Source organism: Streptomyces sp. NPDC046203 (assembly GCF_040646255.1).
Classification (GTDB): Bacteria; Actinomycetota; Actinomycetes; order Streptomycetales; family Streptomycetaceae; genus Streptomyces.
In genome coordinates this window covers 1-21,120 of the sequence record NZ_JBEYZX010000058.1, presented here as the reverse complement: position 1 = coordinate 21,120, position 21,120 = coordinate 1, and the positions used below count along the sequence as shown (strand labels likewise).

General features: G+C 69.7%; 18 protein-coding genes and 1 rRNA gene. 13 read left to right on the top strand and 6 right to left on the bottom strand.

Annotated features, from left to right (window positions below; translation table 11 throughout):
* Window positions 1-32: 32 nt before the first annotated feature.
* From ABZ990_RS28180 to ABZ990_RS28170, 3 genes are all read left to right on the top strand, one after another.
* Window positions 33-1,331 (top strand): S8 family serine peptidase, encoded by a 1,299-nt coding sequence (locus ABZ990_RS28180; RefSeq protein ID WP_361237398.1) that lies wholly within the window; start codon window positions 33-35, stop codon window positions 1,329-1,331.
* 163 nt (window positions 1,332-1,494) lie between these two features.
* Entirely contained in the window at window positions 1,495-1,857 is a 363-nt protein-coding gene (locus ABZ990_RS28175; protein WP_361237395.1) for a WXG100 family type VII secretion target, read from the top strand.
* 60 nt (window positions 1,858-1,917) lie between these two features.
* Complete coding sequence (locus tag ABZ990_RS28170) at window positions 1,918-2,214, top strand: WXG100 family type VII secretion target (RefSeq protein ID WP_361237392.1); 297 nt, start codon at window positions 1,918-1,920, stop codon at window positions 2,212-2,214.
* Between the two features lie 175 nt (window positions 2,215-2,389).
* On the opposite strand, the gene ABZ990_RS28165 is transcribed toward ABZ990_RS28170, so the two are convergent.
* The 3 genes from ABZ990_RS28165 to eccCa form a co-directional block, all read right to left on the bottom strand.
* On the bottom strand, window positions 2,390-3,022 hold the full coding sequence (locus tag ABZ990_RS28165; protein WP_361237389.1) for a hypothetical protein: 633 nt from the start codon (window positions 3,020-3,022) through the stop codon (window positions 2,390-2,392).
* Entirely contained in the window at window positions 3,019-3,714 is a 696-nt protein-coding gene (locus ABZ990_RS28160; RefSeq protein WP_361237386.1) for a hypothetical protein, read from the bottom strand. Before ABZ990_RS28160 ends, ABZ990_RS28165 begins: the two co-directional genes overlap by 4 nt.
* Window positions 3,715-4,135: 421 nt before the next feature.
* Complete coding sequence (gene eccCa / locus ABZ990_RS28155) at window positions 4,136-8,101, bottom strand: type VII secretion protein EccCa (protein WP_361237383.1); 3,966 nt, start codon at window positions 8,099-8,101, stop codon at window positions 4,136-4,138.
* Between the two features lie 261 nt (window positions 8,102-8,362).
* On the opposite strand from eccCa, the gene eccD reads away from it, so the two are divergent.
* From eccD to ABZ990_RS28125, 6 genes are all read left to right on the top strand, one after another.
* Window positions 8,363-9,868, top strand: a complete 1,506-nt coding sequence (eccD, locus tag ABZ990_RS28150) for a type VII secretion integral membrane protein EccD (RefSeq protein WP_361237380.1) — start codon at window positions 8,363-8,365, stop codon at window positions 9,866-9,868.
* A 266-nt stretch (window positions 9,869-10,134) separates the two neighbouring features.
* Window positions 10,135-10,425, top strand: coding sequence for a 30S ribosomal protein S15 (gene rpsO / locus ABZ990_RS28145; protein ID WP_359884726.1), 291 nt, complete (start codon window positions 10,135-10,137; stop codon window positions 10,423-10,425).
* 275 nt (window positions 10,426-10,700) lie between these two features.
* Window positions 10,701-12,911, top strand: coding sequence for a polyribonucleotide nucleotidyltransferase (locus ABZ990_RS28140; protein WP_361237377.1), 2,211 nt, complete (start codon window positions 10,701-10,703; stop codon window positions 12,909-12,911).
* Complete coding sequence (locus ABZ990_RS28135; RefSeq protein WP_361237374.1) at window positions 12,908-14,284, top strand: pitrilysin family protein; 1,377 nt, start codon at window positions 12,908-12,910, stop codon at window positions 14,282-14,284. Before ABZ990_RS28140 ends, ABZ990_RS28135 begins: the two co-directional genes overlap by 4 nt.
* 41 nt (window positions 14,285-14,325) lie before the next feature.
* Window positions 14,326-15,078 (top strand): 4-hydroxy-tetrahydrodipicolinate reductase, encoded by a 753-nt coding sequence (gene dapB / locus ABZ990_RS28130; protein WP_361237371.1) that lies wholly within the window; start codon window positions 14,326-14,328, stop codon window positions 15,076-15,078.
* 5 nt (window positions 15,079-15,083) lie between these two features.
* Window positions 15,084-15,527 carry a hypothetical protein gene (locus ABZ990_RS28125; protein WP_361237368.1) on the top strand — a complete coding sequence of 148 codons (444 nt, stop codon included), beginning with the start codon at window positions 15,084-15,086 and terminating at the stop codon, window positions 15,525-15,527.
* A gap of 124 nt (window positions 15,528-15,651) precedes the next feature.
* Here ABZ990_RS28125 and ABZ990_RS28120 read toward each other — a convergent pair whose 3' ends face one another.
* Together ABZ990_RS28120 and ABZ990_RS28115 are read right to left on the bottom strand one after the other, a co-directional pair.
* On the bottom strand, window positions 15,652-16,215 hold the full coding sequence (locus tag ABZ990_RS28120) for a hypothetical protein (protein ID WP_361237365.1): 564 nt from the start codon (window positions 16,213-16,215) through the stop codon (window positions 15,652-15,654).
* Between the two features lie 52 nt (window positions 16,216-16,267).
* A complete protein-coding gene (locus tag ABZ990_RS28115; protein ID WP_361237362.1) occupies window positions 16,268-16,507 on the bottom strand; it encodes a hypothetical protein in 240 nt (79 codons plus the stop codon).
* A 208-nt stretch (window positions 16,508-16,715) separates the two neighbouring features.
* Here ABZ990_RS28115 and thyX point away from each other — a divergent pair, with 208 nt between their 5' ends.
* The 3 genes from thyX to ABZ990_RS28100 all read left to right on the top strand — a co-directional run bounded on the left by thyX (window position 16,716) and on the right by ABZ990_RS28100 (window position 20,439).
* Window positions 16,716-17,456 carry an FAD-dependent thymidylate synthase gene (thyX, locus tag ABZ990_RS28110; RefSeq protein WP_361237359.1) on the top strand — a complete coding sequence of 247 codons (741 nt, stop codon included), beginning with the start codon at window positions 16,716-16,718 and terminating at the stop codon, window positions 17,454-17,456.
* A 286-nt stretch (window positions 17,457-17,742) separates the two neighbouring features.
* Window positions 17,743-18,642 carry a 4-hydroxy-tetrahydrodipicolinate synthase gene (gene dapA, locus ABZ990_RS28105; RefSeq protein ID WP_361237356.1) on the top strand — a complete coding sequence of 300 codons (900 nt, stop codon included), beginning with the start codon at window positions 17,743-17,745 and terminating at the stop codon, window positions 18,640-18,642.
* 111 nt (window positions 18,643-18,753) lie between these two features.
* Window positions 18,754-20,439 carry a ribonuclease J gene (locus ABZ990_RS28100; protein WP_361237353.1) on the top strand — a complete coding sequence of 562 codons (1,686 nt, stop codon included), beginning with the start codon at window positions 18,754-18,756 and terminating at the stop codon, window positions 20,437-20,439.
* Window positions 20,440-20,515: 76 nt separating this feature from the next.
* Here the strand turns inward: ABZ990_RS28100 and ABZ990_RS28095 are convergent, their stop codons facing one another.
* The gene (locus ABZ990_RS28095) at window positions 20,516-21,004 is read right to left on the bottom strand and encodes a hypothetical protein (RefSeq protein WP_361237351.1); all 489 of its coding nucleotides are present in this window, start codon (window positions 21,002-21,004) and stop codon (window positions 20,516-20,518) included.
* Window positions 21,005-21,035: 31 nt separating this feature from the next.
* Between ABZ990_RS28095 and ABZ990_RS28090 the strand changes: the two genes are divergently transcribed.
* Window positions 21,036-21,120: ribosomal RNA gene (locus ABZ990_RS28090) — 16S ribosomal RNA — on the top strand; the annotation flags it as partial.

The following is a 21,120-nucleotide window of genomic DNA, read 5'->3' as shown; positions in this document are numbered from 1 at the left end:
GGAAGGCGCGGAAAGTCAGGATGACGGCAGGAATGATCGAGGTGCGCAGGCTTCGGCGAGGATTCCTCGGCACGCTGGCCGCGACGGCGGTGCTGACGGCCGGGCTCGTCGGCACGGCTCCGGCAGTGAGCGCTGCCGACGTCCGGTCCCAGCAGTGGTATCTGGATGCCATGCACGCCGAGGAGATCTGGAAGACCTCGACCGGCAAGGGCATGGCGGTGGCCGTCATCGATACAGGGGTCAACCCGAATACCCCTGCGCTCAAGGGGCAAGTCCTGAAGGGCTGGGACGCGTCCGAGGCCAAGGGCGACGAGACCGATGACTACACGGGCCATGGAACGACGATGGCAGAACTCATCGCCGGGACAGGGAAAGGCGGTGGGCTGCAGGGCTTGGCGCCTGGCGCGAAGATCATTCCCTACCGGATCAGTGACACCGAGTTCCAGAACAAGAACAAGGTCAACGCCTTCGACATGGAGGATGCGATCAAGGCGGCTGTCGACAGCGAAGCCAAGATCATCAATATCTCGTTCGGAAACCCGTACTACACCACTTCTATCCGGGACGCGGTCAAGTACGCCCAGGCCAAGGGCAAGCTGCTATTTGCCTCGGCAGGAAATGACGCGAAGAAGGGAAACGAGGAGAATTTCCCTGCTGCCTACCCCGAGGCGATCGCCGTCGCGGCGAGCGATCAGAACGGGCGGGCGGACGGGTACTCCCAGCACGGGAAGTATGTGGACCTTGCTGCTCCTGGCGCCGACATTCCAGGCTGGTGCGACGAGAGTTTCAAGAGCTACTGCAGGGCCGGTGGAACAAGCAACGCCTCCGCCATCGCCTCCGCCTCCGCCGCCCTGATCTGGTCCGCGCACCCCGACTGGACCGGGAACCAGGTGCTCCGGGTCATGTTCGAGTCCGCCGCCCGCGGCGACGACTGGGAGCCCGGCAGTGTCAGTACCTACCTCGGCTACGGAATCGTCCGCCCCAACGCCGCCATCACCCGTGGCATCGGCAAGCCGGGCGACCCCGACATCAGCCCCCTGACCAACACCAAGGTCGGCGGCAAACCGGCCGGTTCCGGCACGTCCGGCACATCCGGTACGGACGGTTCCAGCGCCGCGCCCGGCTCGTCCACGGCGTCGGCCAAGCCCTCTGCACCAGGTTCGTCACAAGCACCTTCCGCTGACTCCTCCGCCGCGCCCGCTCTGGCAGGCTCGGGCGGGAGTGCGGACGAGGGCACTCCGTGGGGGCTCGTCATCGGTGGTGCCGCGGCCGTGGTGGTGGTCGGGGCCGGTGCGGCGTTCGTCGTCGCGCGCCGGCGACGAACCGCCTGACAGCAGCCCCAGAGCCACCCGCCCCAGAGCAGCCCGCCACAGCCACCCGCCCGCCCGCCCGTCCGACCGGCCGGATCGGAATCGGGCCCCAAGACCAACCAACCCGCGTGCGCGTGAACCGTGGACGCGGTCTCAATGAGAACCGGGAAAGGGAGAACGACACATGTCCGTCTTGAAGGTTGGCGATCAGAGTCTCAAGGAATTCCAGGACCAGATCACCGAAAACTTCGACGACGTCAAGGCGCAGCTGAAGTCGCTCCAGGGCGTGATCGACAGCCTCGAGGGTCGCTGGAAGGGCATCGGCGCCGGCGCCTTCGACGTCAAGCAGAACGAGATCAACCAGGGCATGGTGCGCATCGCCAAGCTGCTGCTCAACTTCCAGGAGGCCATCCAGGTCACCCGGACGAGCTCCGGCGACAGCGACGACCAGGCCGAGGCGGCCCTGCGCGGCGTCGACGTGACCGCGGGCTTCTCCGGTGACGCCGCCGCCGAGACCCGGGCCACGTCGAACATCGCCGGTCTCTGACGTTCGCGTCACAATCCGCACCAGTCGAATCCGAACACACCACTGACACCCGGAGGGACCATGGCCGCCAACGACGGCGTCATGCTTGTCACGTACGCCTCGCTCGAAGACGCCGCGAACACGATCGACACGCAGGCGAACCGCCTCGACCAGGCGCTGGAGGCGATCCAGACCAAGATCCGCTCGGTCTCCAACACCTGGGAGGGTGAGGCGAAGGCCGCTGCCGACGCCGCCCACGCCAAGTGGGACAACGAGACCCGCGCGATCCACAACGCGCTGCAGGGCATCTCGTCGGCCGTCCGCCAGGCCGGACCGACCTACCAGGCCGGTGACAAGAGGGCCGCGGGCTTCTTCTAAGCCGAGGACGGACAGCGCGAGGGGTGGGCGCGCGCGGGAGGCGCCCACTCCGTCCGTTGTCCCACCCGGCCCCGCGAGACGCGCGGCCGGACGAAGAACGGAGAACAGGGCGGGCGCCTTCCGGCAGCCCGCCCTGTTCTCCGTCCGGTCCGCCCGCGGTCAGTGCGGCCCGCGGTCAGCGCGGATCACCGGGCTTCACGAGCACCTCGCCGCATCGGCCGGACGCGCTGACCGCGTTGGTGTACGCGGTGATGAGGTCCTTCATCTGCTCACTGCTCACGCCGTCCCGCGTCACCCTGACCGACGCCCACACGGTCGCTCCCGCTATCGCTCCCGTGGCGGGAGCGGGGCAAACGACGCGGCCGACCGCTCCCTTCGTGGAATAGACGAAGCGATGGTCCGTGCTCTGGCTGCCGCCCGGATCAGCGTTCAGCGCCGTGACCGCGACATCGGCGGCGGAGGTGTCCTTCTCCCACCGCTCGATACTGGCGGAGAACACGGACTTCCCGTCGACGTGGAGCCTGCACCGCACGATGCCGATGTCCTGCCCGTTCCGGGGATGGGCACTGATCTCCTTGCCGGCGGGAAGCGCGGGTGCCAGCACCTCGGGCGCGATCCCGACCCCGCACAACGAGTCGGGTACGGCATACTCCCGCGCCCCGGCCCCCGGGCTCGTGCAGGAGGAGAGTACGAGTCCGAGTCCGAAGGCAAGGGCAGGAGCAAGGGCCGGCATCGGTACGGCAGCCCCCTTGGCGGTGCGCCCGATCAGCGTCGCGGCGACGCCCCCGGAATCGCGCCGGTACGTCACCCGATGACCGCCTTCGAATCAGTGGAGACAGCGGGAACAGCAGGACCAGCGAGAACAGAAGGAACAGCGACGGGGACCTTGGACGGCAGATCACACGTGGCCGCGCTGTGCGCGGACCGGGCGGCCGCCACCGCCAGTTCCACCAGGCGCTGTTCCACCGCCGGCTTCCCCGACTCCTCGTGGTGCCTGAGGTCCACTACGACGCTGAGGCTGTAGCTCCCGCCCGCATAGGTGCCCGGTGCCGAACAGGGGACCAGAACGGCCGCCCTGCCGTCGGATACGTCGACCACGCCGGAGGTGCCCGCGTCGAACCGTTTCGCCCGCCCCGCCTGTGCCTCGCCGATCGCCTCCGCCGCCCAGGCATCCGGCGGGTCGGCGACCAGCATCCGGGTCCTGGCGCTGAGGAGCACCTTTCCGTCGTTCCAGACGAAGCAGTTCGAGGTGAAGAAGCGGCTGCCCTGACCGGCAAGATTGTCGTCGAACCGGTAACTCGGCTTGCTCGGCAGGACGTCGAGGAGCGCCGGGACCGACTTCTCCGGATCCCCCAGCGAGGAGCAGACTCTCTCGGCGCTGATCTCGCCGCGACCCTCGAACGGTGGAAGGTCCAGCGCGTAGGCGGCGACCCCGGCCAGTCCGACGGCGGCGACGACGGCCGCGGCCGTCCACATTGCCTTGTGGGGCTTGGTTTTCACGGGGAGTCAGTCTTCCTTGTCCAGCTGCTTCGGGACGCCCTGGCCGTTGCAGTACTCCGAGACATTGGCCTGGGCGTTGGTGAATCCGGACTCGGCCGCGGTCGCCGCCGCCGAGACGATGTGCGGGGACGGATTCGTCGCGTGCTCCCCGGCCTTCTTGGCCTCCTCCTCGATGAGGCGGTAGATGACCTCGTCCGTATGTCCTTCATAGACCTTCGGTGAGCGCTCCGAAGATCTCGTCCGCCGCGTGCCCCCGGCGCGCGAGGCCGCCCCCCTACCCCCGGAGCGGCCTCGTCACCTCCGCTCACCGCCCGGAACACCGGCACCGGCGCGCGCACTTCCCGCTCTCTCACTTCCCCGCCTCCAGACGTCCCCGCCCCAGGCGCCCCCTCCACGGCTCGCCACGGCCTGCCGCCAGCCGCTACTGGTCGGCCGGCATCAGACCCGTCTGCACCAGCGGGTTGCCGCGCTGGCGCGACACGTAGATGCCCCGGCCCTGCGGCATCGGCCGCATGCGGACGCCGCCGAGGACGTCGCCCTCCTGCGGGTCGCCGGAGAGAAGGACACCCTGGGCCCCCAGCTCCATCATGCGCTGCATGAAGGACTCGTACGAGGCCCGGCTCGCCCCCGCCGCGCTGCGCGCGATGATGAAGCGGACGCCGACGTCCCGCGCGAACGGCAGCAGTTCCGTCAGCTTCGACAGCGGGTTGCCGCTGGAGGTGGAGACCAGGTCGTAGTCGTCGACGACCACGAACAGGTTGGGCCCCTGCCACCAGCTGCGGTCGCGCAGCTGCTGCGCCGTGACGTCCGCCGACGGCGTACGGCGCCGCATCAGGTCGGCGAGCGCGTCGACGTGGTGCTCCATGTTGTTCGACATGGGCACGTACTCCGCGAGATGGCTCGCCGGGGTGACGTCGAGCAGCGCGCGGCGGTTGTCGATGACGAAGAACTTCGCCGCGGCGCCGTCGTACCGCTCCGTGATCTGCTTGATGAGCAGCCGCAGCATGTTCGACTTGCCCGACTCGCTGTCGCCGAACACCAGGAAGAACGGATCACGCTCGAAGTTGACGAAGACCGGCTCCAGGTTGTTCTCGTCGATGGCGAACGCGACACCGCGCCGCGGCTCCGCGTGCCCCGCGGGCAGCTCGTGCGCGGGCAGTTCGCGCGGCAGCAGCCGGACCTCGGGGGCGCCGGGCGCCGTCCAGTGGCGGGTGACCTCCTGGGTCATGGCCGCGGTCGCCTCGGACAGGTCGCTGTCGGAGGTGATGCCGTCGATCCGCGGGACGGCCGCCATGAAGTGCAGCTTCTCCGGGGTCAGACCGCGGCCGGGGACACCGGTCGGCACATTGACGGCGATCTTGCGGTCCAGCTCCGAGTCCATGGTGTCGCCGAGCCGCAGCTCCAGCCGGTTCATCAGGTGGTCCTTGAGGTTGGCGCGCACCTCCATGGAGCGGGAGGCCGTGATGACCACATGGATGCCGTAGCCGAGACCGCGGGCGGCGATGTCGACGACGGCCGCCTCCAGCCCCTCGTACTCGGTACGGAAGTTGCCCCAGCCGTCGAGCATCAGGAAGACGTCGCCCCACGGCTGGTCCTGGACCGAGATGTCGCCGCGGGCGCGCAGCCTGCGGAAGGTCGCGATGGAGTCGATGCCCGCGCTGCGGAAGTACTCCTCGCGCCGCGACAGGATGCCGTAGACCTCGGCGACCGTACGGCGCACCCGCTCGGGGTCGAGCCGGGACGCGACGCCGCCGACGTGCGGCAGCCCCGCGAGCGAGGCCATGCCGCCACCGCCGAAGTCGAGACCGTAGAACTGCACCTCGTGCGGGGTGTGGGTGAGTGCGAACGCCGAGATGATGGTCCGCATCAGCGTGGACTTGCCGGACTGCGGACCACCGATGATCTGCATATGGCCCGCGGCTCCGGAGAAGTCGCGGAAGAGCGTGTCACGGCGCTGCTCGAACGGCTTGTCCACGACACCCAGCGGGACGACCAGCCGGCCGGCCCCCTCGTACCCGGGCTGGGTCAGGCCCCGGCCCTCCACCCCGGCGAGGCCGGGCAGGATCGCGTCGAGCGGCGGCGGGTTGTCCAGCGGCGGCAGCCACACCTGGTGCGCCTCCACGCCGCGCCCTTCGAGCCGGCGCACGATCACGTCGAGCACCGAGTCGGCCAGCGCGTCGTCCTCGGCGCGCGGCTCGGGGATCTCGGACCGCGTGTCCGGCTCCAGATAGCGCACCGGGACGTGCGCCGCGGTGAACACCACCGGCCGGCGGTCCACCGGCTGCGGCCCGTCCGGGACGGCCGTGTGCCGGTTGCCCCGGTACACCCCGGAGACGTACGCGGCCTTGAAGCGCACCATCTCGTCGGTGCCGTACTTCAGATACCCCGAACCGGGTACGTTCGGCAGCGAGTACGCGTCGGGGACGCCGATCGCCGCACGGGACTCGGCGGCCGAGAAGGTCCGCAGACCGACCCGGTAGGAGAGGTACGTCTCCAGTCCGCGCAGCCGGCCCTCCTCCAATCGCTGCGAGGCCAGCAGCAGATGGACGCCGAGCGAGCGGCCGATACGGCCGATCTGCACGAACATCTCGATGAAGTCCGGCTTGGCGGTCAGGAGTTCGCTGAACTCGTCGATGACGAGGACGAGCGACGGGATGGGCTGGAGCGCGGCGCCGGCCGCGCGCGCCTTCTCGTAGTCGGTGATGTTCGCGTAGTTGCCCGCGTCGCGCAGCATCTCCTGGCGGCGGTTGAGCTCGCCGCGGATGGAGTCGCCCATGCGGTCGACGAGGGTGAGGTCGTCCGCGAGGTTGGTGATGACGGCGGCGACGTGCGGCATCTGGGACATGCCCGCGAACGTCGCGCCGCCCTTGAAGTCGGCGAGGACGAAGTTCAGGGTCTCCGAGGAATGGGTGACCGCGAGACCGAGGACGAGCGTGCGCAGCAGCTCCGATTTGCCGGAACCGGTCGCGCCGACGCACAGGCCGTGCGGGCCCATGCCCTCCTGCGCCGCCTCCTTGAGGTCCAGCATCACGGGGACGCCGTCCTCGCCCACGCCGATCGGCACCCGCAGCCGCTCCGACCGGGACCGGGGCCGCCAGGTGCGCTTGACGTCGACGGACGCCGCGTCGCCGAGGTTCAGCAGATCGGTGAAGTCGAGGTTGGCGAGCAGCGGTTCGTCCTCGTCCGAGCCGTCCGCGGCCCGCAGCGGCGCGAGCTGGCGGCCGAGCGCCTCGGCGGCGTCCAGGCTCAGGCTGTCGGGGCTGCCGTCGTACACATGCCCGTGGCCGGACTCCAGGCGCAGCGAGTCGGCGTCCACGACCACCGACAGATCGCCGCGCGGTCCGGACGTCCGGCCGCCGACGACCTCGATGACCGTGACGCCCTGGATGCCCTCCGGCGAGGCGAGGGGCGAGGCAGGCGGGATCGACTGGCCGTCGAGGACCACGACGAGATGGGGGTGATCGAGCAGCGGGTGGTTGACGCCCTGGAACCGGGGGCGCCCCTCCAGCCGGCCGTCGATCATGTCCTGGAGTTCGCGTGCGTCCGTGGTGATCAGCCGCCGGCTGCCCGCGCCGTCGCCGGGGCCGGACGCCTGCACGTGCGGCAGCCACTTCGCCCAGTCCCACGAGGCGGCCGAGGCGTCGCCCGTCGCGATGGCGATGACCATGTCCTCGGGGGAGTGCAGCGCGGCGAGCCCGCCGACCATGGCGCGGGTCGTCGCGCGGGCGGCGTCCGGGTCGCCGCTCACGGTGAGGTGGTAGAAGGCGCGCAGGGACACGGCCATCGGCAGACCGTCGAGGGTGCCGTGCGCGGTGAGGAACTGCTGCATGGCGCCCGCCGTCAGCGGCTCCAGCTCGTCCACGGGCGCGGTCTCGGGGGCGACGAGCGGAGTGGCGAGCTGCTGGCTGCCGAGACCGACCCGGACCTGGGCGAAGTCGGCGTCGCCGATGCGCCGTTCCCAGATCCGGCTGCCCTCGGCGACCAGCGCCCACAGCTGTTCGGGGGAGGGATGCAGATAGAACTGCGCGTCACGCTGGAGATGGGCGGTCTTCAGGACCGTACGGCGGGTCTGCGCCAGGTACTTCAGATAGTCGCGCCGCATGTCGGCGAGTTGCCCCTGCGTACCGCGCCGGTAGCGGACCAGCATCGAGATGGCCATCGCGACCGTCGACGCGATCATCACCATGCCCATGATGCGCATGATCGGGTTCGGCGTCATGAAGAAGAAGACGACCGAACCGCCCATTCCGAGCATCGGCAGGAGCTGCATCAGGGCGCCCTCCTGCTGTCCGCGGGGCAGCTCCGGAGGGGGTTGCAACTGCACCTGCTCGTCGGGCACTTCGGAGGGCAGAGCCCGGGGTGGGCGCTTGACGACGATCTGGCTCACAGCTCACCAATTCCCGTTGCCGGACGGAAAGTTCCTGGAGACGCCCCCGTGGCGACGGCATCCATCCGTGGTGAGGGATCCTACTTTGGTACGGCGCGGGGAGCGGGCGGTAGGGTGAGCGGGCATGTTTGCGCGCTCATGAACTATCGCAAAAAATCGGGCCTTTCGGAACGCATTGTCCACCGTGCCCGAGCGCGGTATCCGGGGCGCGGGTCAGGCCCGCCGGCCAGGAATCACCACGAGGGGAAGCAACAGGTGAGTATGACGGCCCCAGCCACGGCCAGCAGAGCAGGTCAGTCGGCTCCCGCGCCCGTGTTCCAAGGAGGCACCGGCTTCTGCCGGGTGACCGTCGTCGCGCCCGACGGCCGCGTCGACGTGGCACTGCCCGAGGACATCGCGCTCGCCGACCTCTACCCGGAGATCCTCCGGCTGTCCGGCCAGACCCCCGCGCCCGGCGCCCCGGTCGGCTACCACCTGGTACGCCGCGACGGCACCGTCCTCGACGGCGGCCGGTCGCTGGCCTCCCAGCGCATCCTCGACGGCGAGCTGCTGTCGCTGCGCCCGTTCGCCGAGTCGCTGCCCCCGGCCGTCTTCGACGACGTCTCCGACGCCGTCGCCTCCGCCGTCTCGCGCGACCGCACCCTGTGGTCCGACGCCCTGATGCGCGGCGCCGGCCTCTTCGGCGGCTCGGTCCTGCTGATCCTGCTCGCCTTCGTCCTGTGGACGGCCGAGCCCCGGCACGACATGCACGGCCTGCCCGGCATCCTGGCCGCCGTCACCGCCGTCCTCCTGCTGGCCCTCGCCGCCGTACGCGCGCGGGTGTACGACGACCGCGACTCCTCCGTCGCCCTCGGCATGGGCGCCCTGGCGAACTCCGCCGTCGCCGGCGCCGGACTGCTCCCGCTCGCGGACGGGCAGGGCATCGGCAAGCTCCAGTTCCTGCTCGCCTGCGCCGCCGTCCTCGTCTGCGCCGTGATCCTCACGGTGGTCTCCCCGCGCGGCGACGGCCCCTTCGTCGCGTTCGTCTTCGCCGCCGCCGTCGGCATGATCGTCGGCTTCGCGGCCATCCTCACCCGGCTGACCACGGCCGAGTCCGCCGCGGTCTGCGCCCCCTTCGCGATCGGGGCGCTCGCCTTCCTGCCCGGCCTGTCCACCCGCTTCGCTCGCCTCCCGATCGGCTTCGAACCGCCCCGCAGCAGCGTCGGCGGCAGCGGATACGGCACCGAGACCGAGCCGCAGGGACCGGTCGACGCCGCCCGGATCGCCGCCCAGGCCCGCCGCGGCCACGAACTCCTGGTCGGCCTCGTCGGCGGCTGCGCGCTCGTCGCCGTCGCCTCGGCCGCCGTACTCGGCTTCTCCGACAACGTCTGGGGCCAGCTCCTCGCCCTCGCGACCGGCGTGGCCATGCTGATGCGCGCCCACCTGTTCCGCTACACCGCGCAGGTCGGCTGCGCCCTCGCGGCCGGCCTCGGCGCGCTGGTCCTGCTCGGCCTCGGCCTGTGCCTGAACCCGCCCACGGACCTGCTGATCGCCGCGCTCAAGGGCGACGGGACGGCGCTCGACATCCGTACGGTCTGGCTCTCCGCCGCGATCGCGGGCGTCGCCGCCCTCCTCACCGCCATCGGCCTCATCGTGCCGCGCAAGGGCGTCACCCCCTTCTGGGGCCGTTTCCTGGAGGTCGCGGAGACGTTCGTCCTGCTCACGCTGCTGCCGCTGTGCCTGGCGGTCTTCGACGTCTACCACTCCATCCGGGCGCTCACGTCCTGATCGATCCAGGAGCGCGCGCCCGCGGGGCCTGTCCTCACGGATCCTGCGGGGAGCGGGCCTGGGCGCACCGGCCCGCACCCTTGTCTCCGCCGGACGGCCCCTAACCCCCTGGTAGACTCGTCGGCGGCCGTTCGTGTACGCGCTTTCGGAGCCTTCGGGCCTCGGGAAGCAGCGCTCATCGGTCTTTCGTCCACGAGTCATGGAAGCCCTCCTGAGATTCAGACCAGGGGCACTCGTGGGCGCACGAACACAACGAGGAGAACCGCGTGGCTCTCGACACCGCTGTCAAGAAGCAGATCATGGCCGAGTTCGGCACCAAGGAGGGCGACACCGGCTCCCCCGAGGTCCAGGTCGCGATGCTGTCCCGCCGCATCTCTGACCTGACCGAGCACCTCAAGGCTCACAAGCACGACCACCACTCCCGTCGTGGTCTGCTGATCCTGGTCGGCCAGCGTCGCCGTCTGCTGCAGTACCTGGCCAAGAAGGACATCCAGCGCTTCCGTACGCTGGTCGACCGCCTCGGCATCCGCCGTGGTGCGGCCGGCGGCGCCAAGTAAGTCGCCGTGAAGGGAGCGGTTCCCACTTTCAGGGGGCCGCTCCCTTTGCTGTACGTGCGCGAGGGTGCCACCGGCGCATAGTCTGGTGACCGACACACCCCGCCGTACCCACCGCGCGAGAAGCAGCCGGGCCGCCGCCGGTCCTCGGTAGTGGCCCCCGGACACCGATCCGGGAGCTTCGATCGAAGACCGGCCCGCCGATACAGCTTCTCCCGCACCGTCCGCTCGCCACACGGGCCCGCGGACGCAAAGACGAAACGTAGGAGAAACCGCTAGTGGAGAACGAGACCCACTACGCCGAGGCCGTCATCGACAACGGCTCCTTCGGCACCCGCACCATCCGCTTCGAGACGGGCCGCCTGGCCCGCCAGGCCGCCGGCTCCGCCGTCGCGTACCTGGACGACGACACCATGGTCCTCTCCGCGACCAGCGCGTCGAAGAAGCCCAAGGACCAGCTCGACTTCTTCCCCCTGACGGTGGACGTCGAGGAGCGGATGTACGCCGCCGGCAAGATCCCCGGCTCCTTCTTCCGCCGTGAGGGCCGCCCCTCCGAGGACGCCGTCCTCACCTGCCGTCTGATCGACCGCCCGCTGCGCCCGTCCTTCAAGAAGGGCCTGCGCAACGAGATCCAGGTCGTCGCCACGGTCATGGCGCTCAACCCCGACCACCTGTACGACGTCGTCGCGATCAACGCCGCGTCCGCGTCCACCCAGCTGGCCGGTCTGCCCTTCTCCGGCCCGATCGGCGGCGTCCGCGTCGCGCTGATCAAGGGCCAGTGGGTCGCCTTCCCGACGCACACCGAGCTCGAGGACGCCGTCTTCGACATGGTCGTCGCGGGCCGCGTCCTGGAGGACGGCGACGTCGCGATCATGATGGTCGAGGCCGAGGCCACCGAGCAGACCATCCAGCTCGTCAAGGGCGGCGCCGAGGCGCCGACCGAGGAGATCGTCGCCGCCGGCCTCGAGGCCGCGAAGCCGTTCATCAAGGTCCTGTGCAAGGCGCAGTCGGACCTCGCCGCCAAGGCCGCCAAGCCCGAGGCCGAGTTCCCGATCTTCCTGGACTACCAGGACGACGTGTACGCCGCGCTCTCCGACGCCGTGCGCTCCGAGCTGTCCCAGGCGCTCACCATCGCCGGCAAGCAGGACCGCGAGGCCGAGCTGGACCGCGTCAAGGAGCTGGCCGCCGAGAAGCTCCTCCCGGCCTTCGAGGGCCGCGAGAAGGAGATCTCCGCCGCGTACCGCTCCCTGACCAAGGCCCTGGTCCGCGAGCGCGTCATCAAGGACAAGGTCCGCATCGACGGCCGCGGCGTCACGGACATCCGTACGCTCGCCGCCGAGGTCGAGGCCATCCCGCGCGTGCACGGCTCCGCCCTGTTCGAGCGTGGCGAGACCCAGATCCTGGGCGTCACCACCCTCAACATGCTCCGCATGGAGCAGCAGCTGGACACCCTCTCCCCGGTGACCCGCAAGCGCTACATGCACAACTACAACTTCCCGCCGTACTCCGTCGGCGAGACCGGCCGCGTCGGCTCCCCGAAGCGCCGCGAGATCGGCCACGGCGCGCTCGCCGAGCGCGCGATCGTGCCGGTCCTGCCGACGCGCGAGGAGTTCCCCTACGCGATCCGTCAGGTGTCCGAGGCCCTCGGCTCCAACGGCTCGACGTCCATGGGCTCGGTCTGCGCCTCCACCATGTCGCTGCTGAACGCCGGTGTGCCGCTCAAGGCCCCCGTCGCCGGTATCGCCATGGGCCTGATCTCCCAGGAGATCAAGGGCGAGACGCACTACGTCGCCCTCACCGACATCCTCGGTGCGGAGGACGCCTTCGGCGACATGGACTTCAAGGTCGCCGGTACGAAGGAGTTCGTCACCGCCCTCCAGCTCGACACCAAGCTGGACGGCATCCCGGCCTCCGTCCTGGCCGCGGCCCTCAAGCAGGCCCGCGACGCCCGCCTCCACATCCTCGACGTGATGATGGAAGCGATCGACACGCCGGACGAGATGTCCCCGAACGCCCCGCGGATCATCACCGTCAAGATCCCCGTGGACAAGATCGGCGAGGTCATCGGCCCCAAGGGCAAGATGATCAACCAGATCCAGGAGGACACCGGCGCCGAGATCACGATCGAGGACGACGGCACCATCTACATCGGTGCCGCCGACGGCCCGGCCGCCGAGGCCGCCCGCGCCACGATCAACGGCATCGCCAACCCGACCATGCCGGAGGTCGGCGAGCGCTACCTGGGTACGGTCGTCAAGACCACCACCTTCGGTGCCTTCGTCTCCCTGCTCCCGGGCAAGGACGGCCTGCTGCACATCTCGCAGATCCGCAAGCTCGCCGGTGGCAAGCGCGTGGAGAACGTCGAGGACGTGCTCGCGGTCGGCTCCAAGGTCCAGGTCGAGATCGCCGAGATCGACCAGCGCGGCAAGCTCTCCCTGATCCCCGTGATCGAGGGCGAGGACGCTGACAAGGACGCCACCGACCAGTGACGTCCCGTAGTTCCGTGACGACGGCCCGCCCCTCCACCGAGGGGCGGGCCGTCGCCCGTACCCAAACGCTTCTGCCGGGCAAGGACGGCGTCGGCACGGTCCGTCGCACCACCCTCCCCGGCGGTCTCCGCATCGTCACCGAGACCCTGCCCTCGGTGCGCTCCGCCACCTTCGGCATCTGGGCGCACGTCGGCTCCCGGGACGAGACCCCGACCCTCAACGGCGCCACCCACTACCTGGAGCACCTCCTCTTCAAGGGCACCGCCAAGCGCTCCGCCCTCGACATCTCCTCCGCGATCGACGCGGTCGGCGGCGAGATGAACGCCTTCACGGCGAAGGAGTACACCTGCTACTACGCCCGGGTCCTCGACACCGATCTGCCGCTGGCGATCGACGTCGTCTGCGACATGCTGACGGGCTCGCTCATCCTCGACTCCGACGTGGACGCCGAACGCGGCGTCATCCTGGAGGAGATCGCGATGACCGAGGACGACCCCGGTGACGTGGTGCACGACCTGTTCGCGCAGACCATGTTCGGCGACACCCCGCTGGGCCGCCCGGTCCTCGGCACCGTCGACACGATCAACGCGCTCAGCCGTGAGCAGATCGCCCGCTTCTACAAGAAGCACTACGACCCGACCCACCTGGTCGTCGCCGCCGCCGGCAACGTCGACCACGCCACCGTGGTACGCCAGGTCCGCCGCGCCTTCGAGCGCGCCGGCGCCCTGACCCGTACCGCCGGTCCCATCGCCCCGCGCGAGGGCCGGCGTACCATCCGCACGGCCGGCCGGGTCGAGCTGCTCGGCCGCAAGACCGAGCAGGCGCACGTGGTCCTCGGCATGCCGGGCCTGGCCCGCAACGACGACCGCCGCTGGGCCCTCGGCGTGCTGAACACCGCCCTCGGCGGCGGCATGTCCTCCCGCCTCTTCCAGGAGGTACGGGAGAAGCGCGGCCTCGCCTACAGCGTGTACTCGTATACCTCGGGCTTCGCCGACTGCGGCCTGTTCGGCGTGTACGCGGGCTGCCGCCCCAGCCAGGTCCACGACGTGCTGCGGATCTGCCGCGACGAGCTGGACAAGGTGGCCCAGGACGGGCTCACCGACGAGGAGATCGGCCGTGCGATAGGCCAGCTCTCCGGGTCCACCGTGCTCGGCCTGGAGGACACCGGCGCGCTGATGAACCGCATCGGCAAGAGCGAGCTGTGCTGGGGCACCCAGATGTCGGTCGACGACATGCTGGGACGGATCGCCGCCGTCACCCCCGACGAGGTGCGCGCGGTCGCCCGTGACGTCCTGGAGCAGCGGCCCTCGCTGTCGGTGATAGGCCCGCTGAAGGACAAGCAGGCCGACCGCCTCCACAGCGTGGTCGCCTGACCTTCTCCTCCGCACAGATCCGCACCAGAAGGAAGCATCAGATGAGCAAGCTGCGCGTGGCGGTCCTCGGGGCCAAGGGCCGCATCGGCTCCGAGGCGGTCAGGGCCGTCCGGGCCGCCGAGGACATGGAACTGGTCGCGGCCCTCGGCCGGGGCGACTCGCTGGAGTCGCTGGTCGAGGCCGACGCCCAGGTCGTCGTCGAGCTGACCACTCCCGACTCGGTCATGGACAACCTCGACTTCTGCGTACGCCACGGCATCCACGCGGTCGTCGGGACCACCGGCTGGACCGAGGAGCGCCTCGCGCGGCTGACCGGGTGGCTGGAGAAGTCCCCGGCCACCGGTGTCCTGATCGCTCCGAACTTCTCCATCGGCGCGGTCCTCACCATGAAGTTCGCGCAGCTCGCGGCCCCGTACTTCGAGTCCGTCGAGGTCGTCGAGCTGCACCATCCGAACAAGGTGGACGCCCCGTCCGGCACCGCCGCCCGGACGGCCCAGCTGATCGCCGCGGCCCGTGCCGAGGCCGGCCTCGGCGCCCAGCCGGACGCCACCGCGACCGCCCTGGACGGCGCGCGCGGCGCGGACGTGGACGGGGTCCGGGTGCACTCCGTACGCCTGCGGGGCCTGCTGGCCCACCAGGAGGTGCTGCTCGGCGGCGAGGGCGAGACCCTCACCGTGCGGCACGACTCGCTGCACCACTCCAGCTTCATGCCGGGCATCCTCCTGGGCGCCCGCCGCGTGACCACCGTCCCGGGCCTCACCTTCGGCCTGGAACACTTCCTGGACCTGGGCTGACGGCCATGGGCGGAAAGATCACGTACGTCTTCCTGGCCACTGTCCTCGTCCTCGTCTTCGGCGTGGTGGGGATGGAAGGGGTCCTGCTCCTGCTGACCGGGGAGCCCGCGGCCATGGGCATGGGCGCCATAGCGTTCGTGCTGCCGGTGGTCGGGGCCTGGTTCCTGTGGAAGAACACCGCCTTCGCGCGCCGGGCGAACCGGCTGGCCGCGGAGCTGGAGGCCGAGGGCGGCCTGCCCGTCGACGAGCTGCGGCGCACCGAGGGCGGCCGGATCGACCGTGACTCGGCCGACGAGGTCTTCGCCCGGCGCAAGGCCGAGACCGAGGACACGCCGGACGACTGGCGCTGCTGGTTCCGGCTCGCGGTGGCCTACCACGACGCCCGCGACACGCCCAGGGCGCGCAAGGCGATGCAGCGCGCGATCACCCTGCGCGACGCGGCGGCGTAGGCGGTTTCCGCGGAGGCGTAAGAGCACATGCGAAGGGGGCCCGGCATCACCGCCGGGCCCCCTTCGCATGTCCGTGGTTTTCCTACGGCCTTTCTACGGCCTTTTCACAGCCTCTCCACGGCTCTCAGCGGGCCGGGGCCAGGGCCGGAGCGGTCGCGTACTCCGCGTACCAGGCCTCGACCGTGTCGGCGGCGCGGTCGAATGCCTCGACCCGGGAGAGGAAGTCCGCGTTGTGGTCCGTGAGCAGCGCGGCCGGCGCGCCGCCGTTGCGGACGAGGATCAGGGCCTGGCCCTGGACCGTACGCGGCAGGCCCAGCCAGCGCACCGGCTGCTGCGCGGTGCGGACGGCGCCGGTCTGCCGCCAGGACGTGGTCCTGGTGGAGAAGAACGAGACGTGCCGCAGACCGGCCCGGCTCACCCAGACGCCCATCCGCAGCGTGCGCAGCGCGGCGGCGATGACCAGGGCGGCGACACCGAAGGTGAGCAGTGCCCCGCCGGTCGCGCCGGCGGCCGCGATGACCACGGCCGCGAGCAGCACGAACGAGGCGAGCAACAGCGCGAGCGCGGCGATCCCCACCCGCCACGGGCCGGGCCGGTACGGTCTGCGCCACTGATCGTGGTCGTCGAAGGGCAGCGCGATGTCATCCGTATCGAAAGCACGGTCGGCCGTCAGGAAGGGCAGGGGCACGACAGGTCCTCACTCACAAGCACGTTCGGTGGCTGTGCCCGGTGAGGCTACCTCAGCGGCTGTCGGAAGCCTCGGACTGCTGCTGGTGCCCGCTCGCGTCCCCCGGCTGGAGGGACGGCATGCCGAAGACGAGGGCTCCGACGAGCCCGGCGGCGAGGGTCAGCCCGAGCAGCGTACGGCCCAGGACCTGGGAAACCGTGGGACGTTCCCGGGGCGGGGGAGTGACGTTACTGCGGAATTCGTCGGCCTCCGCGACGAACGCGAACGGTACGGCCTCTCGCCGGGGCGACATCAGGGCACTCTCCTTGGTCCAGGTCGTCTTCTTCGTCGTCTCGACTGCTTCTCGGGTCGTGGTCGACGGGTCTTCACCTGTACAGACGAGCGAATCGACGAAGAGGTGCCGTTTTTCACCAAACCGGCCGAATCTCCTTCTTGGGTATGACGTCGATACAGTGGACGACCGCAGCCCCCTACTGCGCGAGCCGACGGAAGGACCCCAGGTGACCGACACACCCCCAGAGGACATGAAGATCGAGTTCCGGAGCGACGTCACTGTTGAGCTGGTCAAGAGCGCCGCGGCCGACTCCGACGTCCTGTGGGCGGCGCGGGTGTCCACCGCGGGCGAGCAGTCCCTCGAAGAGCTCCAGAAGGACCCGGAGCGCTCCAAGGGCCTGATCAACTACCTGATGCGGGACCGGCACGGCAGCCCGTTCGAGCACAACTCGATGACCTTCTTCATCAGCGCCCCGATCTTCGTGTTCCGCGAGTTCATGCGGCACCGGGTCGGCTGGTCCTACAACGAGGAATCGGGCCGCTACAGGGAGCTGCAGCCGGTCTTCTACGTGCCGGGCGCCGACCGCAAGCTGGTCCAGGAGGGCCGCCCGGGCAAGTACGTCTTCGTCGAGGGCACCGACGCCCAGTTCGACCTGGCCGGCCGGGCCATGGAGGACTCGTACCGCCAGGCGTACGCGACCTACCAGGAGATGCTGGAGGCCGGCATCGCCCGCGAGGTGGCCCGCTCGGTGCTCCCGGTGGGTCTGTTCTCCTCGATGTACGCCACCTGCAACGCCCGCTCGCTGATGCACTTCCTCGGTCTGCGCACCCAGCACGAGCTGGCCGCGGTGCCGTCCTTCCCGCAGCGGGAGATCGAGATGGTCGGCGAGAAGATGGAGGAGCACTGGGCCCGGCTGATGCCGCTGACCCACGCGGCCTTCAACAAGAACGGCCGGGTGGCCCCGTAAGGGACACACAGACGGCCCCGGCCGACGAGGTGTCCGTATTGCGGCGTTTCGTGAAGTTCATCTAGGCTGATCAAACGGACCCGGCACTGCTTGAACCCCCGAGCAGGCAGTGCCGGGCTCCTTTTGTGTCGCCCCCCGGGACCCGTCCGGCGGATCCACCAGGGAACGCTCCGGACATTTCGGCGCCTCGGCCGGGCATCGCACCGGGCGCCACGGCACCCGGCCGAGGTCCGTCGGACGGCCCCTAAGGGGCATCCGGCCCTGAGCAGCGAGTAGCGTGTTACCCATGGCTCCGATCTCCACTCCGCAGACCCCCTTCGGGCGGGTCCTCACCGCCATGATCACGCCCTTCACGGCGGACGGCGCACTCGACCTCGACGGCGCCCAGCGGCTGGCCGCCCATCTCGTGGACGCCGGCAACGACGGTCTGATCGTCAACGGCACCACCGGTGAGTCCCCGACCACCACCGACGCGGAGAAATCGCAGCTCATCGAGGCCGTCCTGGCGGCCGTGGGCGATCGCGCCCACGTCGTCGCCGGCATCGGGACCAACGACACCCGGCACACCCTGGAGCTGGCCCGCGCCGCGGAGCGCGCCGGAACGCACGGCCTGCTCGCCGTCACGCCGTACTACAACAAGCCCCCTCAGGAGGGGCTGTACCGGCACTTCTCGGCCATCGCCGACGCCACCGAGCTTCCGGTGATGCTCTACGACATCCCCGGCCGCAGCGGCGTCCCGATCGACACCGAGACGCTCGTGCGCCTCGCCGAGCACCCGCGGATCGTCGCGAACAAGGACGCCAAGGGCGACCTCGGCCGCGCGAGCTGGGCCATCGCCCGCAGCGATCTCGCCTGGTACTCCGGTGACGACATGCTCAACCTGCCGCTGCTCTCCGTGGGCGCCTGCGGCTTCGTCTCGGTCGTCGGCCATGTCGTCGCCCCGGAGCTGCGCGCGATGCTCGACGCCTTCCTGGCCGGCGACGTCCACAAGGCGACCGAGATCCACCAGCGGCTGCTGCCGGTCTTCACCGGCATGTTCCGCACCCAGGGCGTCATGACCACCAAGGCCGCCCTCGGCCTCCAGGGCCTCCCGGCCGGGCCGCTGCGGCTGCCCCTCGTCGAGCTGACCGCCGAGGAGACCGCCCAGCTCAGGGTCGATCTCGCCGCCGGCGGGGTACAGCTCTGACAACAGACTTCATAAAAGAAGACCCGTAACTGAATACGACAAGTAAGTGCACGATTGTCATGCGCGCCACGTGCCGAGCCGGTACGTGGCGCGCATGGTGAGGAGAGTCTTTTGAGCCATCCGCATCCTGAACTCGGCGCCCCGCCGAAGCTCGCCAAGGGAGCCCTGCGCGTCACCCCGCTCGGCGGCCTCGGCGAGATCGGCCGGAACATGACGGTCTTCGAGTACGACGGCCGTCTTCTGATCGTCGACTGCGGCGTCCTCTTCCCCGAAGAGGAGCAGCCGGGCGTCGACCTGATCCTTCCCGACTTCACCACCCTCCAGGACCGTCTCGACGACATCGTCGGCATCGTCCTGACCCACGGCCACGAGGACCACATCGGTGGCGTGCCGTTCCTGCTGCGCATGCGGCAGGACATCCCGCTCATCGGCTCCAAGCTGACCCTCGCGCTCATCGAGGCGAAGCTCCAGGAGCACCGCATCCGCCCCTACACCCTCGAGGTGGCCGAGGGGCAGCGCGAGCGGTTCGGCGACTTCGACTGCGAGTTCATCGCCGTCAACCACTCCATCCCGGACGCCCTGGCCGTCGCGATCCGCACCCCCGCGGGCATGGTCGTGCACACCGGTGACTTCAAGATGGACCAGCTCCCGCTGGACCACCGCCTCACCGACCTGCACGCCTTCGCGCGGCTGAGTGAGGAGGGCATGGACCTCCTGCTCACCGACTCGACGAACGCCGAGGTCCCGGGCTTCACGCCGCACGAGCGCGACATCTCCAATGTGCTGCGCAACGTGTTCGCGAACGCCCAGAAGCGCATCATCGTGGCCAGCTTCGCCAGCCACGTGCACCGCATCCAGCAGATCCTCGACGCCGCCCACGAGTACGGCCGCCGGGTCGCCTTCGTCGGCCGCTCGATGGTCCGCAACATGGGCATCGCCCGCGACCTGGGCTACCTGCGCGTCCCGGCCGGTCTCGTCGTCGACGTGAAGACGCTCGACGACCTTCCGGACGACGAGGTCGTGCTGGTCTGCACCGGCTCCCAGGGCGAGCCGATGGCCGCGCTGTCCCGGATGGCCAACCGCGACCACCAGATCCGGATCGTCCCCGGCGACACCGTGATCCTCGCGTCCTCGCTCATCCCGGGCAACGAGAACGCGGTCTACCGCGTGATCAACGGCCTGACCCGCTGGGGCGCCAACGTCGTCCACAAGGGCAACGCCAAGGTCCACGTCTCGGGCCACGCCTCGGCCGGCGAGCTGCTGTACTTCTACAACATCTGCAAGCCGAAGAACCTCATGCCGGTCCACGGCGAGTGGCGCCACCTGCGCGCCAACGCCGAGCTCGGCGCGATGACGGGTATCCCCAAGGACCACATCGTCATCGCCGAGGACGGCGTCGTCGTCGACCTGATCGACGGCCGCGCCCGCATCGTCGGCAAGGTCCAGGCCGGCTACGTGTACGTGGACGGCCTCTCGGTCGGCGACGTCACCGAGTCCTCCCTCAAGGACCGCCGCATCCTCGGCGAGGAGGGCATCATCTCGGTGTACGTGGTCGTCGACTCGACCACGGGCAAGATCGTGGGCGGCCCGCACGTCCACGCCCGGGGCTCCGGCATCGAGGACAGCGCGTTCGACGCGGTGCTCCCGAAGATCGACCAGGTCCTGAACAAGTCCGCCCAGGACGGCGTGGTCGAGCCGCACCAGCTCCAGCAGCTGATCCGGCGCACGGTCGGCAAGTGGGTCTCCGACACCTACCGCCGCCGCCCGATGATCCTCCCGGTGGTCGTCGAGGTCTGATCGGCCGGCCCGTCCGCGGGCCCGCCACCGGAGCGGGGCGCCTCGATTTGCATCGGGGCGCCCCGCTCCAGTACGTTTACGGCTCCGCCAGCGGGGAACCCCCGGACACCAGCGTGTGACCGGACGGGAAAACCGGGAAGCGGAAATCCGACTCGGAACTTCTGATAAAGTCGGAAAGCGCCGAAAGGGCCGGAGGGTGAAAGCCTGAAGGAACGGAAAGCGCGGAGCGGATCGGATCGAAAACATCTGATAAGCTCGAAACGCCGGAAGGGAACGGAAGCGAAAGCGACCGGGACCGGAAAGCACCGAGGAAATCGGATCGGAAAGATCTGATAGAGTCGGAAACGAAGGAAGCGCCCGGAGGAAAGCCCGAGAGGGTCAGTACAAAGGAAGCGTCCGCACCTTGAGAACTCAACAGCGTGCCAAAAATCAACGCCAGATTAGTTGATACCCCGTCCATCTTCGGATGGTCGAGGTTCCTTTGAAAAAGTCCTTCCGCAAGGAAGGCACACAGCGAGGACGCTGTGAACAGTCGGCCACATTCCGGCATGACTGTTCCGCTCAACGCGAGTGTAAAACCCGATTACGGGTAAACATTCACGGAGAGTTTGATCCTGGCTCAGGACGAACGCTGGCGGCGTGCTTAACACATGCAAGTCGAACGATGAAGCCCTTCGGGGT

Excerpts from the sequence above, each read along its gene's own strand:
- ABZ990_RS28180 (WP_361237398.1), top strand. The coding sequence starts at position 33 with ATGATCGAGGTGCGCAGGCTTCGGCGAGGATTCCTCGGCACGCTGGCC.
- ABZ990_RS28175 (WP_361237395.1), top strand. The coding sequence starts at position 1,495 with ATGTCCGTCTTGAAGGTTGGCGATCAGAGTCTCAAGGAATTCCAGGAC.
- ABZ990_RS28170 (WP_361237392.1), top strand. The coding sequence starts at position 1,918 with ATGGCCGCCAACGACGGCGTCATGCTTGTCACGTACGCCTCGCTCGAA.
- eccD (WP_361237380.1), top strand. The coding sequence starts at position 8,363 with ATGACGGCCCCAGCCACGGCCAGCAGAGCAGGTCAGTCGGCTCCCGCG.
- dapB (WP_361237371.1), top strand. The coding sequence starts at position 14,326 with ATGAGCAAGCTGCGCGTGGCGGTCCTCGGGGCCAAGGGCCGCATCGGC.
- ABZ990_RS28125 (WP_361237368.1), top strand. The coding sequence starts at position 15,084 with ATGGGCGGAAAGATCACGTACGTCTTCCTGGCCACTGTCCTCGTCCTC.
- ABZ990_RS28115 (WP_361237362.1), bottom strand. The coding sequence starts at position 16,507 with ATGTCGCCCCGGCGAGAGGCCGTACCGTTCGCGTTCGTCGCGGAGGCC.
- dapA (WP_361237356.1), top strand. The coding sequence starts at position 17,743 with ATGGCTCCGATCTCCACTCCGCAGACCCCCTTCGGGCGGGTCCTCACC.